Annotated in this window: 13 protein-coding genes; 7 read left to right on the plus strand and 6 right to left on the minus strand. The window is 51.5% G+C overall.

Annotated features, from left to right (window positions below; all coding sequences use genetic code 11):
* The first annotated feature begins 196 nt into the window (after nt 1-196).
* Together ADJ24_RS00235 and ADJ24_RS24875 are read left to right on the plus strand one after the other, a co-directional pair.
* Nucleotides 197-1,225: a sensor domain-containing diguanylate cyclase gene (locus ADJ24_RS00235; protein WP_032658325.1), complete on the plus strand. Its 1,029-nt coding sequence runs from the start codon at nt 197-199 to the stop codon at nt 1,223-1,225.
* Between the two features lie 45 nt (nt 1,226-1,270).
* Nucleotides 1,271-1,369 carry a YoaK family small membrane protein gene (locus tag ADJ24_RS24875; RefSeq protein ID WP_029739841.1) on the plus strand — a complete coding sequence of 33 codons (99 nt, stop codon included), beginning with the start codon at nt 1,271-1,273 and terminating at the stop codon, nt 1,367-1,369.
* A gap of 130 nt (nt 1,370-1,499) precedes the next feature.
* On the opposite strand, the gene ADJ24_RS00245 is transcribed toward ADJ24_RS24875, so the two are convergent.
* The 3 genes from ADJ24_RS00245 to ADJ24_RS00255 all read right to left on the minus strand — a co-directional run bounded on the left by ADJ24_RS00245 (nt 1,500) and on the right by ADJ24_RS00255 (nt 5,182).
* Nucleotides 1,500-1,748 carry a GlsB/YeaQ/YmgE family stress response membrane protein gene (locus tag ADJ24_RS00245; protein WP_006174788.1) on the minus strand — a complete coding sequence of 83 codons (249 nt, stop codon included), beginning with the start codon at nt 1,746-1,748 and terminating at the stop codon, nt 1,500-1,502.
* Nucleotides 1,749-2,033: 285 nt separating this feature from the next.
* A complete protein-coding gene (locus ADJ24_RS00250; protein ID WP_373276156.1) occupies nt 2,034-3,518 on the minus strand; it encodes a sensor domain-containing diguanylate cyclase in 1,485 nt (494 codons plus the stop codon).
* Nucleotides 3,519-3,631: 113 nt separating this feature from the next.
* Nucleotides 3,632-5,182, minus strand: coding sequence for an EAL domain-containing protein (locus tag ADJ24_RS00255; RefSeq protein WP_233422267.1), 1,551 nt, complete (start codon nt 5,180-5,182; stop codon nt 3,632-3,634).
* A 205-nt stretch (nt 5,183-5,387) separates the two neighbouring features.
* Between ADJ24_RS00255 and ADJ24_RS00260 the strand changes: the two genes are divergently transcribed.
* The gene (locus ADJ24_RS00260; RefSeq protein WP_023311242.1) at nt 5,388-6,887 is read left to right on the plus strand and encodes an EAL domain-containing protein; all 1,500 of its coding nucleotides are present in this window, start codon (nt 5,388-5,390) and stop codon (nt 6,885-6,887) included.
* A 290-nt stretch (nt 6,888-7,177) separates the two neighbouring features.
* Here ADJ24_RS00260 and ADJ24_RS00265 read toward each other — a convergent pair whose 3' ends face one another.
* The 3 genes from ADJ24_RS00265 to icd form a co-directional block, all read right to left on the minus strand.
* Nucleotides 7,178-7,423 carry a YmjA family protein gene (locus tag ADJ24_RS00265; protein WP_023311241.1) on the minus strand — a complete coding sequence of 82 codons (246 nt, stop codon included), beginning with the start codon at nt 7,421-7,423 and terminating at the stop codon, nt 7,178-7,180.
* A 74-nt stretch (nt 7,424-7,497) separates the two neighbouring features.
* Nucleotides 7,498-7,845, minus strand: a complete 348-nt coding sequence (locus ADJ24_RS00270) for a DUF1304 domain-containing protein (RefSeq protein WP_023311240.1) — start codon at nt 7,843-7,845, stop codon at nt 7,498-7,500.
* Nucleotides 7,846-7,922: 77 nt separating this feature from the next.
* Nucleotides 7,923-9,173: an NADP-dependent isocitrate dehydrogenase gene (icd, locus tag ADJ24_RS00275; RefSeq protein WP_008500752.1), complete on the minus strand. Its 1,251-nt coding sequence runs from the start codon at nt 9,171-9,173 to the stop codon at nt 7,923-7,925.
* Nucleotides 9,174-9,290: 117 nt separating this feature from the next.
* On the opposite strand from icd, the gene rluE reads away from it, so the two are divergent.
* Genes rluE through hflD form a run of 4 tightly spaced genes read left to right on the plus strand, consistent with a single transcriptional unit; the run spans nt 9,291 to nt 12,236 of the window.
* On the plus strand, nt 9,291-9,944 hold the full coding sequence (rluE, locus tag ADJ24_RS00280; protein WP_023311239.1) for a 23S rRNA pseudouridine(2457) synthase RluE: 654 nt from the start codon (nt 9,291-9,293) through the stop codon (nt 9,942-9,944).
* 9 nt (nt 9,945-9,953) lie between these two features.
* Nucleotides 9,954-10,427, plus strand: a complete 474-nt coding sequence (locus ADJ24_RS00285) for an NUDIX hydrolase (RefSeq protein ID WP_023311238.1) — start codon at nt 9,954-9,956, stop codon at nt 10,425-10,427.
* Nucleotides 10,428-10,467: 40 nt separating this feature from the next.
* A complete protein-coding gene (mnmA, locus tag ADJ24_RS00290) occupies nt 10,468-11,580 on the plus strand; it encodes a tRNA 2-thiouridine(34) synthase MnmA (RefSeq protein WP_032657963.1) in 1,113 nt (370 codons plus the stop codon).
* 26 nt (nt 11,581-11,606) lie between these two features.
* The gene (gene hflD, locus ADJ24_RS00295) at nt 11,607-12,236 is read left to right on the plus strand and encodes a high frequency lysogenization protein HflD (protein ID WP_023311236.1); all 630 of its coding nucleotides are present in this window, start codon (nt 11,607-11,609) and stop codon (nt 12,234-12,236) included.
* Nucleotides 12,237-12,255: the final 19 nt, after the last annotated feature.

Consider the following 12,255-nt stretch of genomic DNA (forward strand, 5'->3'; position numbering starts at 1 on the left):
GATATGACCAGAGAACATCATTCCGTAATCAAGATGTCTTTGCCCCGGTCTCAACAACGGGGCCTTTTTTCTATCCAGCGGCCCACTCCCTGCATATATTAAATTTTTTATATTCATGTTTTACTATGCCTGAAGTCTAAAAACTCAGCATAACATGCAGATGCAGACGTCTTCTGCCTGGGAGTCATTCTACGTCATGTCGGATATTATCCTTGCCCGTGTTTCAGAAACCCTCGCCACTGAACAATCCCTTGAAGGTCTCGTTCGTCAGCTGCTGGAGATGCTGGAGATCGTGACTGACATGGAGTCGACTTACCTCACCAAGGTAGATATCGAAGCCCGACTGCAGCATATCCTCTACGCCCGCAACAGCAAGCAGATGACAATCCCTGAGGGGCTGAGCGTCCCGTGGGATGAAACGCTGTGTAAGCGCGCGCTGGATAGCGACACCGTATTCAGCAACGACGTTCCCGAACGCTGGCCGGAGTGCGAGGCGGCGAAAGCGCTCGGCATTACGACCTACATGAGTATTCCTGTCCATCTTGCGGATGGTTCACTCTACGGAACGCTTTGTGCCACCAGCACGGCCAGAAAGCCGCTTAGCGAGCGCGGTGAACAGGTTCTGAAGTTATTCGCCGGGCTGATTGCCCAGTCCATTCAGAAAGAGTCGCTGGTAACCCAGCTTCGCGAAGCCAATGCGGCCCTTATCGCGCACTCTTACACGGATGCCCTTACCGGTTTACCCAACCGTCGCGCCATTTTTGAAGATCTGACCACGCTGTTTTCCCTGGCGCGGCACCTTAAGCGTAACACCGTCATCGCGTTCATCGATCTGGATGATTTCAAGCTGATTAACGATCGCTACGGCCACGAGGCTGGCGACCAGTTCCTGATTGAAGTGGGCAAGCGTCTGACGGAAGAAAAACAGCAGGACGATATCATTGGCCGGCTGGGCGGCGATGAGTTTCTGGTGGCGTCGTTGAGCACATCCCACAGTGAAGGAGATAACGCGCAGGTCACGCTGCTCAAAACGCGCCTCAGCGCCTGTATTGCCGGTGAATACTGGCTGGGTAGCGTCAACCTCATATACCCCGGAGCCAGCGTCGGCGTTATCGAAGTGGACCCTCGGGTAACCGATCCGGACAGCGCATTACGCGACGCGGATGTCGCGATGTATCAGGATAAGAAAGGAAAAAGCAAAACACGCTTTCTCACTATGGATTAACCCCGTACACTCTACGGCGTTACAAAAACCGAAACAGGTGATGATATGAGAATAGGGATCCTCTTCCCGGTCGTTATTTTTATAACGGCGGTGATTTTTTTAGCATGGTTTTTTGTCGGTGGTTACGCGGCGCCTGGGGCATAAATGAGAAAAACGACCCTCATTATGCTGATCGTAGCCATCGCGGCGTTTGCCGGCGCGCAGCTTGGCTGGTGGTAAACCCGCCACGTAAAAAAGGCCGCCATCTGGCAGCCTTTTTTAACGCTTTTAAGCCTTAGCTTTTGATTTTTCTGTAGATAAACAGAACAACCAGCGCACCGATGACCGCGACGGCAAAGCTGCCGAAGTTAAAGCCATCGACTTTGCCAAAACCGAACAGCGTACTGATCCAGCCGCCGACTACCGCGCCGATAATACCCAGTATTACGGTGACGATAAAACCACCGCCATCTTTGCCCGGCATAATCCACTTCGCCAGAATACCCGCAATAAGCCCAAAGATAATCCAGGATAAAATTCCCATAACTTTCCTCTCTGTATGGTTTTTGTCATTAAATCAACGACACAAAAAAGAATAGCACAGGATTTCAGAAAGGAAATTTGTGATAGGCATCACAATGAGAGAGTGCGCAATTATTCACCAACAAAAAGAACCTGCCGCATAAACTGTGGGGTTGCATCTTTTGTTGAGAAAGATTATCTTTCTCAACACTGAATAGTTGAGCGTAACACTCAGGTATTCAGTACGACATTGCTCACATTGCTTCCAGTATTTTTTGCCCACTCCTGAGTGGGCTTTTTTTTCTGTTCATACCCCAACAAACGCGTACCGGTTACGTCCTGCGCGTTTTGCCTGGTAGAGCGCCTGGTCAGCGGCAATAATGATATTCTGCTGGCTGCCCGCGATGTCGACCGCACGCGCGGTGGAAATCCCGACGCTTACCGTCACCCGTCCGAAGGGGCTAAAGGCATGGGCGATTTGCAGGGAAAACACGTTGCGAATGATCGTCTGCGCCAGTCGAAGCGCCTCCTGGATATCCGTATCAGGTAATATCAGGGCAAACTCCTCTCCGCCGTAGCGCGCCACAAGCTGATTATCACGGGTAAGGCTCTCCCTGAGGCTGTTTCCGAGCATAGCCAGACACCGATCCCCTTCCGGATGGCCGTAGTTATCGTTGTATTTTTTGAAGTAGTCAACGTCCACGATCAGTATCGAAATCGGCGCGTCATGCGCGGCACACATAGCGATGTCCGAGAGGATTTTTTCATCAAATACGCGGCGATTGTACAGCCCGGTCAACGCATCTTCTGAGGCAATAATCTTCAGCGCTTTGTTATCACGTGTTTTTCGGGACAGGTCGGAATACAGGAAGTATGACGCTACGATGAGTATCGCCGTGAACACGAAAATGAGTAGCGCCAGCTGAATAGCCTGCTTGCGCCAGGGGGCAAGAGCTTCATCAATGCTAACCGCCACGGTGGTGACCAGTCCGTAGCGTCGGTTTTTCTCATAGGCATAGATGCGCTCGATTTTATCAAACCGCGAGATGGAGCTGGCTATCCCCGTATTTTGTACCTTTAGGTATTTCCTGAAGAGGGGTGAATCAGAAACAATCGTGCCAATATAGGTATTTTTAAAGGGATACCGGACCAGCAGCACGCCGGATTGTGTCGTTAAGCCAATGACGCCCAGGTGACCAATATTAATCTGCCCGTAAAGCGCGAGAAAATTCTCGATACCCAACGTCACCACCACCACACCGTTAAATGCCCCGGTGTGGGTTTCAAGGCGACGACTAATGGTAATGACCCATTTGCCATTGGTTCTGCTTACCACGGGCTCACCAATAAAAATCTGCTGATTTTTATTTTCCTTGTGATAGATAAAAAATGACCTGTCCGATCCTTTACGTGGGCCTGTAAAAGTTTCGTGCAACGCGGTAAAGATATCGCCCTGAGCGTCGTAAACAACCACATTATTAATCTGGGTAAGAAGATTATCCTGATCATTTATCATCCGCTGAATATTGGTCGCCTGTTGCGGCGTCATGCCATAAATTTCGATTATGTCGGAAACGGTAGTAATTAACATTTCGCTTTGGCGCATGATCCCCTCGGTGTAGACATCAAGGGTATGGCTCAGGTTAGCAACGCTGGTATTAATTTGCTGAATTGACTGCTGTCTGGACGTGGCAATTTGGACGGCAAGCGACAGCGAGATGATCAATGAGACAATGATGACGGTAATGGTTGTTGTGTAAAAAGTATTTTTCACATGCACGAGCTTTTCCACCTTATCACGCCTGACATCCCTGGCTGACAACTCTTGTCACTGTAACAAAGCTCGGGATAAGAGGAAAATGAATTGCACTTAAGCATACAACAGAAGCTCGTCTTTATTTCGTTTTACAAACTAACGGTCTCCCTGGGTTTAGATAAAATGACTTTAATAAAATCGATATAGGAGACGGGCTTACCAAAATAATATCCCTGTAACAGGGTTATCTCATTACGGTTGAGATACTCCAGTTGCTCTTTTGTTTCTACGCCTTCAGCAACAATGCGTAAAGAGAGTTTTTTCGCCAGGTCAATGACGCAGTCCAGCAGGATCGTTGAGTCCTTTTCCTCTGAAACCCGATTCACAAAGCTTTTATCAATTTTAATATAATCAATGGCCAGCGCATTAAGGCATGACAGCCCGGAATAACCCGTACCAAAATCATCCAGGGCAATAACAAAGCCGGCGTTATGCAGCATGTTGAGGTTTTCCACGAGGTGGGGATTATCGATCAGCGGTTCACGCTCGGTCACCTCGAGAACCAGTTTGACCTCTTTACCCTGAAACCCCTTCCCGAAGACGCGGCAGTCACCGATAAATGAAGGCGCATTAATATGTCTGGCGCTGATGTTTACCCCGATATGAAACCCGTCCGGTAGCTTAGGCAAAAGCGGCTTAAGCTGGGTCACCACTTTTGCCATTAACCCTTTGGTCAGCGGTATAATCAACCCGCTACGTTCGGCAATCGGAATAAAGACATCCGGCGGGATAAAGCCTGACTTTGGATGCTTCCATCTTGCCAGGACCTCAACGCCGTATAACCCGCCGGTATCGCCGTTCACGATCGGCTGGTAATAAGGCACGATCTCCCCCTGCAAAATGGCCTTACGTAAGTCCTCTTCAAATGAGGTACTTTTCCCCTTGTATCGGCGGATCAAAATGCCCACCGCCACCGATAGCGCAAGAATAAGCAGTATCAGGCTCCATCCCTGTTGCAAAAGCCGCGTCAGGCTGAAAAAGGCAGGAGGTTGCCAGGCGAGGCTGAAGGGAAATTGCGTTGATGCCGTAAGCGCCCCCGCCCAGGAGGCCGCTTTCCAGCCCCTCACTGCACCGTTGCGAACAAGCATGCTTTCGCCGACAACCAGCCCCAGATCCATGTTGTTCGATGCGCTTGCAATGACGTCCTGTAAATGCGCGTCACTGATACTGACGATGACGCGCCCTCCCGCGATGGGCATCTGAAAGACAAGCACCGGAATGCCGTTCACCAGTCGACTGCCCGGTAACAGCACCAATTTTTCGGCAGGTAACGTCTCAGGATGAATAATCAACACGCCATTCCCGGGAAGGGAAGTACAGATGATCTTACCCTGCTGCTCGATCATGATGGCGCGCAGATGCGGTTTTAGCGCTGCCTCTGTCCCCAGCGCCAGCTGTCCGCTACTGGTACACCCTTGGGCCGCAACGCGCTTCGCCGTGCTGGCCGCACTGACTGCTTCAGCCAGAATGTTTTCTATTTTTTGGGTGCTGGCCGTGGCGGTATGACTATTACTCAGCTTCGCCATCTGCCATAGCTGCCAGTTAATAATCAAAATGCCGCTCAGAAAAAGAAACAGAGCGCTAAGAATAGGGATCATCACGTTGCGCACGATGTTTTCCTTAATAGAAAAATCAAGCATGGATGTTCTGGTTGAAGAGCCTGTGCTAACCCGGTATTGCTTATAACAATGAAAATAGCTTAGCTGAGAATTGTCTTAAAAAACTGATACTTTCGTATGAGTTCACCTGCCGACATTTACTCACATGACGTGACTATCAGGCTTGTTCCTTGCCCTGGCTGTGTTAAGATTTGTGAAATCAGGGAGCGGACTGGATAACTGGAAAATGAAAAAGCTCATTGCCGTTGCTATTGCTTCAACGCTTCTGGTCTTCCTGTCTCTTTATGCGGTCAATGTTGTAATCATCGGTCAGCAGAAGAGCAAACAGCGTGAAATATCCCGTACCCTTTTACATTATTCAGAAGACGTGTCCCAAAGCGTGGCGCTGGGTCTCAAAAGCATCACGACGCATGGATGTGATAAAACCAGCCTCGATCGCTACAGACAAATTAAGCTTAATAATCTTTATTTTGCCGATATCGGCTTTATTGAGAAGGGAAAAATTGTCTGTACCGCTTTTTGGGGGAAACTCGCGACGCCCGTTGCACTTCCTGCAGAACTGCATAAAACGCCGAGGGGCTTTCTCCTGGCCCAGTTTTCGAGAAAAGACTTTTTCACGGGCAATGCGGCAATTTATAATAATATTATTATCTTCACCTCCCGCTATGCTTACGATAAATTCACCCCGGTTACCGCAAGCTATTCGCTCAGTGCTACCACCAAAGACTTCGGCAGAGTCTTTTTTTCGTCCGCCACGGAGCTAAATCAGCAGAGCTGGCTGCATTCGACGTTGTTTACCCTGACTCTGACACAGTGCAGCACCTTCTGGGACCTGTGCGTCATCGTGAAGCATCACGACGCCGGGCTGGCCTCGTTGCCTCCGTTTATCTTTGCGCTTCTCGCAGTCATTCTCTGTTTTATCTGGATTGCGATAACGTTATTTATCTTCCGTATCTATGAAGACCGTTTTTCTCTGGAACGTACGCTGATAAAAGCCGTCATCACGAATACCATCAGCGTTAACTATCAGCCCATTATTCGCATTCACGATCAAAAAATCGTGGGCGTCGAAGTTCTGTCGAGATGGCGCGATCAAAAGCACGGGGACGTCTCTCCGGAGCTGTTTATCCCATTAATTAAGAAGATCGGTCTGTATAAAAAATATTACAGTAATATTATCGAAAAATCCCTTTCCGAAATTGCCCCTCTGGCGATAAAACACCAGCTGATAGTCTCAATAAACGTTGGGCACAAGGAAATTGAAGATGGACAGTTCATTACCATTTTGCGCCGTGCGTGTTTTGCCAATCACCTTCCCCTTTCCCTGATGAAGGTCGAACTCTCCGAAAAAGCCGTTTCCACGGCAGATATCCTCGAGGGATTCTGTCAGGAGCTGAAATCGCTCGGCGTAAAAATATCAATAGATGATTTTGGCGTGCAGAACTCGAACCTCGCCCGCCTTTCGCTGCTTGAATATGATGAAATCAAAATCGATAAGTCGCTGGTGGACGGCATCAGCGAGCATTATAAGCAAAACATCTTTGTAATCTTCAGCGATGCCCTTGCAAGATTGAATAAAACGCTTGTTTTCGAGGGCGTGGAAAATGAAATTCAATATCGCTTTATTGCAAGCAGATATCCCGATGCGCTGATTCAGGGATGGTATTTTTCAAAAGCACTCACCCGAAGCGAGCTGGCGAAGCGACTCACCGGGGTCGCACCGTAATCCGAAGCCTTGCGCGTCCGTTTTTTTCCAGTCGGGCATTTCTATTTTTTACGCAAAAACATATAGTCGTCACATTCAGACGGTAGATTACCCTGAAGCACACTCATATTTTGGTTAAAAACGTGAAATTATCCTTACTATTACCAGTGGTACTCTTTTGTCTGACCGTTATTTTCGCGCTGTTTATAGACGCCCCCGCGTCGCATATTCTGCGGAAAAAATGCATGTGGTCCGATAGCGTGATGCTAAGCTGTATCGCAAAGCATCAGCATAACGGCTTTTGAAGCAGACTATTCATTTCCCCACTGATTGAGGAAGTTCGCAATATCATCGATGCGACCCGCACGGATCCCGGCCTCAGTGGCCATCTCCTGCTGGGCTTCCTCGCTAATCTCCTCATTATTCGATAAACGGGTGAGCAGCAGCTGGAAATAATGTGCCAGCGCGTCGCGCTCTGAGTCAGCGACGGGCTCTGCGGCTTCCGTCGCGTACTCATCGGCAATGTCATAATATTTCAGTGGGATATCGTTGTTCATAACTGTCTCGTCGCTAATCTTTACGGGTAAAGCCATCAGTATATCGGACGCCTAATCTCAACCAAAGCATTGCTTCAGATGAGTAACGCAAGCAGCGCTGCGAGAGCGGGCGCGGCCTGGACATACAAAATTTTTCGGCTGGCGGTGGCTGCGCCAAAGAGCCCGGCTATTAATACGCAGGTCAGGAAGAAGATGGCCACCTGAATACCCTTTTCGCCGAGCCAGAGGCTCCAGAGCAGACCGGCCGCCAGAAAACCGTTATACAACCCTTGGTTTGCGGCCAGCACGCGGGTCTCGCGCGCAAAATCAGGACGCAAATTAAAGGCCTTGTGCCCTGTTTTGGTATTCCACAGGAACATTTCCAGCACAAGAATGTAGAGATGGATGAATGCAACGACAGCGATAAGGACGGTGGCTAACATCGTATTGTCTCCCTCAGGCAGAGGCAAAAAAAACGGGAACCCTCAGGCCCCCGCTCTTGTTTAACCCAGAATCTGGATTACATGTTCGCGATAATCGCGTCGCCAAACTCTGAGCATTTCAGCAGCTTAGCGCCTTCCATCAGACGCTCGAAGTCATAAGTTACGGTTTTCGCGTTGATCGCGCCTTCCATACCTTTAACGATCAGGTCTGCGGCTTCGAACCATTCCATGTGACGCAGCATCATCTCTGCGGACAGGATGATAGAGCCTGGGTTCACTTTGTCCTGACCCGCGTATTTTGGTGCAGTGCCGTGGGTCGCTTCGAACAGAGCGCACTCGTCACCGATGTTCGCGCCAGGGGCGATACCGATACCGCCAACCTGTGCTGCCAGGGCGTCAGAGATGTAGTCACCGTTCAGGTTCATACAGGCAATCACGTCGTATTCTGCAGGACGCAGCAGGATCTGCTGCAGGAACGCATCGGCGATCACATCTTTAATGATGATCTCTTTGCCGGTGTTCGGGTTCTTAATTTTCTGCCATGGGCCACCGTCGATCAGCTCACCGCCGAACTCTTCTTTCGCCAACTGGTAACCCCAGTCTTTGAACGCGCCTTCGGTGAACTTCATGATGTTGCCTTTGTGAACCAGGGTCACAGAGTCACGGTCGTTGGTGATCGCGTATTCGATAGCCGCACGCACCAGACGTTTAGTACCCTCTTCAGAGCATGGCTTGATGCCGATACCGCAATGCTCAGGGAAGCGAATTTTCTTCACGCCCATCTCTTCGCGCAGGAATTTAATCACTTTTTCTGCGTCAGCAGAGTCCGCTTTCCATTCGATACCCGCGTAGATGTCTTCTGAGTTTTCGCGGAAGATAACCATATCGGTCAGTTCAGGGTGCTTAACCGGGCTTGGGGTGCCCTGATAGTAACGAACCGGGCGCAGACACACGTACAGGTCCAGCTCCTGACGCAGTGCCACGTTCAGGGAACGGATACCGCCGCCAACTGGCGTCGTCAGTGGGCCTTTAATAGCAACGCGGTAGTCGCGGATCAGATCCAGCGTTTCTGCTGGCAGCCAGACGTCCTGGCCATAAACTTGAGTAGATTTCTCACCGGTGTAAATTTCCATCCAGGAAATTTTACGCTCGCCTTTGTAGGCTTTCTCAACAGCGGCATCAACCACTTTCAGCATCGCCGGGGTAACGTCTACACCGATACCGTCACCTTCGATGAACGGGATAATCGGATTGTGAGGAACGTTAATCTTGCCGTTTTGCAGGGTGATCTTTTTACCTTCCGCCGGAACAACTACTTTGCTTTCCATTAACCTCTCCTTCGAGCGCTTCTGGTTGTTACTGATCTTATGTTAATAAATTGTAATGAGCCCTTCGATAGTACCTGATTGTCCTGCGCCATGAAAGGTCTTCGTTATTAGGCTATAATGCGGCAATTGATAACGCCTGAAAATACCATGAAGAAAACTTCTTTTACAAAACACCGGGTTGAGCGATTCAGCTCGCGACAAGCCGCCAGAAGACCGCAGGAAACCCAGCCGAAGCGGGTTATTTTGTTCAATAAACCCTACGATGTTTTGCCTCAGTTTACCGATGAAGCCGGACGCAGCACGCTGAAGGATTATATCCCTGTTCAGGGCGTCTACGCGGCCGGGCGCCTGGACCGCGACAGCGAAGGCCTTCTGGTCTTAACCAACGACGGCGCATTGCAGGCGAAGCTCACGCAGCCGGGCAAACGCACCGGCAAAATTTACTTCGTCCAGGTGGAAGGCGAGCCGGATGACGCGACGCTGGCAGCGCTACGCAGCGGCGTGACGTTGAACGACGGCCCAACCCTGCCGGCGGGTATTGAACGCGTGAATGAACCGGAGTGGCTTTGGCCGCGCAACCCGCCGATTCGCGAACGCAAATCCATTCCAACAAGCTGGCTCAAAATAACCCTTTATGAAGGCCGCAACCGCCAGGTTCGGCGCATGACCGCACACGTCGGCTTCCCTACCCTGCGTCTGATTCGCTACGCCATGGGCAGCTACACCCTGGAAACGCTGGCAAACGGCGAATGGCGCGACGTTACCCCTTAAGGAGTCACTATGTTTAAACCTCATGTCACGGTTGCCTGCGTGGTCCACGCCCGGGGTAAATTCCTTGTTGTCGAAGAGAGCATTAACGGCAAAGCGCTGTGGAACCAGCCTGCCGGACACCTTGAAGCCAATGAGACCCTGCTGCAGGCAGCGAAACGCGAGCTGTGGGAAGAGACCGGCATTCACGCTGAGCCTCAGCACCTCATCCGCATGCATCAGTGGATCGCACCTGACCACGCGCCCTTCCTGCGCTTTTTATTCGCCGTTGAGCTTAGCGAAACGTGCGCCACAGAGCCGCAGGACGACGATATCGACCGCTGTCTGTGGGTCACTGCCGACGAGATCCTGAACGCGCCAAACCTGCGCTCGCCGCTGGTTGCGGAAAGCATTCGCTGCTGGCAGTCAGGCGCACGCCTGCCGCTGGATGTTATCGGCGCATTTAACTGGCCGTTTACAGAGGGTGCCAATGGTGGGGGGGCGTGATAGAATACGCCGCCTTGAAGTTCAATGTCGTGAGTATTCCATGTCAGATAACAGCCAGAAAAAAGTGATCGTCGGCATGTCCGGCGGTGTCGATTCCTCCGTTTCCGCCTACCTGTTACAGCAACAGGGCTATAAGGTGGAGGGCCTGTTCATGAAGAACTGGGAGGAAGATGATGGCGAGGAATACTGCACCGCCGCAGCGGATCTCGCCGACGCGCAGGCCGTATGCGATAAGCTCGGCATTGAGCTGCACACCGTTAACTTTGCCGCAGAATACTGGGATAACGTTTTTGAACTCTTCCTCGAAGAGTACAAAGCGGGCCGCACGCCGAACCCGGATATTCTGTGCAACAAAGAGATCAAATTTAAGGCCTTCCTGGAATTCGCCGCAGAAGATTTGGGCGCAGACTATATTGCGACCGGTCACTACGTGCGCCGTGCAGACGTGAATGGCAAAAGCCAGCTGCTGCGCGGTCTGGACGGCAACAAAGATCAAAGCTATTTCCTCTATACGCTGAGCCACGAGCAAATCGCCCAGAGCCTGTTCCCGGTCGGCGAGCTGGAAAAGCCGCAGGTACGTAAAATCGCCGAAGAGCTGGATCTGATCACCGCGAAGAAAAAAGACTCTACCGGCATCTGCTTCATCGGCGAGCGCAAATTCCGCGATTTCCTGGGACGTTACCTGCCTGCTCAGCCGGGTAAAATTGTCACCGTCGACGGGGAAGAGATTGGCCAGCATCAGGGGCTGATGTACCACACGCTCGGCCAGCGTAAAGGCCTGGGTATTGGCGGGACCAAAGAAGGTAGCGAAGATCCATGGTATGTTGTCGACAAAGACGTCGAAAACAATATTCTGGTTGTTGCCCAGGGACACGATCATCCGCGTCTGATGTCCGTTGGACTTATTGCGCAGCAGCTGCACTGGGTCGATCGTGAGCCGCTGAAAGGCACGCTGCGCTGCACGGTGAAAACCCGCTACCGTCAGACCGATATTCCATGCACCATTACCGCGCTCGATGACGATCGCATTGACGTGCGTTTCGACGAGCCGGTCGCCGCCGTCACCCCGGGTCAGTCTGCTGTCTTCTACAGCGGCGAAATCTGTCTGGGCGGCGGGATCATTGAACAGCGCCTGCCGCTGCCTGCTGTTTAATACGATTCACACATAAAGGAGACCGTGTGGCGAAGAACTACTATGACATCACCCTGGCGCTGGCGGGAATTTGCCAGTCAGCCCGTCTGGTGCAACAGCTGGCGCATCAGGGTCATTGCGACGCTGACGCCCTGCACGTTTCGCTGAACAGCGTTATCGATCTCAACCCCGGCTCGACCCTGGGCGTGTTCGGCGGCAGTGAAACCAATCTTCGTCTCGGTCTTGAAACTCTGCTGGGCGTGCTTAACGCCAGCAGCCGTCAGGGATTAAACGCGGAGCTGACCCGCTACACGTTGAGCCTGATGGTGCTGGAACGTAAGCTGAACGCCGCAAAAGGCGCAATGAATACGCTGGGCGATCGCATTGCCGGGCTGCAGCGTCAGCTCGACCATTTTGACCTGCAGTCGGAAACGCTGCTGAGCGCTATGGCCGGCATTTATGTTGACGTCATCAGCCCGCTGGGCCCGCGTATTCAGGTCACCGGATCCCCTGCCGTGCTGCAAAGTCCGCAGGTACAGGCGAAAGTGCGCGCGTCCCTGCTGGCAGGTATCCGCGCCGCCGTGCTGTGGCACCAGGTGGGCGGTGGCCGCCTGCAGTTAATGTTTTCTCGTAATCGCCTGACCACTCAGGCAAAACAAATTCTTGCTCATTGTTAACCTCCCGGAGTTGCGAATT

It is taken from the genome of Enterobacter sp. 940_PEND, from assembly GCF_001059415.1.
Classification (GTDB): Bacteria; Pseudomonadota; Gammaproteobacteria; order Enterobacterales; family Enterobacteriaceae; genus Enterobacter; species Enterobacter cloacae_M.

What these genes read in the sequence shown, in the direction of transcription:
- ADJ24_RS00235 (WP_032658325.1), top strand. Translation starts at nt 197, where the DNA reads ATGTCGGATATTATCCTTGCCCGTGTTTCAGAAACCCTCGCCACTGAA.
- ADJ24_RS24875 (WP_029739841.1), top strand. Translation starts at nt 1,271, where the DNA reads ATGAGAATAGGGATCCTCTTCCCGGTCGTTATTTTTATAACGGCGGTG.
- ADJ24_RS00245 (WP_006174788.1), bottom strand. Translation starts at nt 1,748, where the DNA reads ATGGGAATTTTATCCTGGATTATCTTTGGGCTTATTGCGGGTATTCTG.
- ADJ24_RS00255 (WP_233422267.1), bottom strand. Translation starts at nt 5,182, where the DNA reads ATGCTTGATTTTTCTATTAAGGAAAACATCGTGCGCAACGTGATGATC.
- ADJ24_RS00260 (WP_023311242.1), top strand. Translation starts at nt 5,388, where the DNA reads ATGAAAAAGCTCATTGCCGTTGCTATTGCTTCAACGCTTCTGGTCTTC.
- ADJ24_RS00265 (WP_023311241.1), bottom strand. Translation starts at nt 7,423, where the DNA reads ATGAACAACGATATCCCACTGAAATATTATGACATTGCCGATGAGTAC.
- ADJ24_RS00270 (WP_023311240.1), bottom strand. Translation starts at nt 7,845, where the DNA reads ATGTTAGCCACCGTCCTTATCGCTGTCGTTGCATTCATCCATCTCTAC.
- icd (WP_008500752.1), bottom strand. Translation starts at nt 9,173, where the DNA reads ATGGAAAGCAAAGTAGTTGTTCCGGCGGAAGGTAAAAAGATCACCCTG.
- rluE (WP_023311239.1), top strand. Translation starts at nt 9,291, where the DNA reads ATGCGGCAATTGATAACGCCTGAAAATACCATGAAGAAAACTTCTTTT.
- ADJ24_RS00285 (WP_023311238.1), top strand. Translation starts at nt 9,954, where the DNA reads ATGTTTAAACCTCATGTCACGGTTGCCTGCGTGGTCCACGCCCGGGGT.
- mnmA (WP_032657963.1), top strand. Translation starts at nt 10,468, where the DNA reads ATGTCAGATAACAGCCAGAAAAAAGTGATCGTCGGCATGTCCGGCGGT.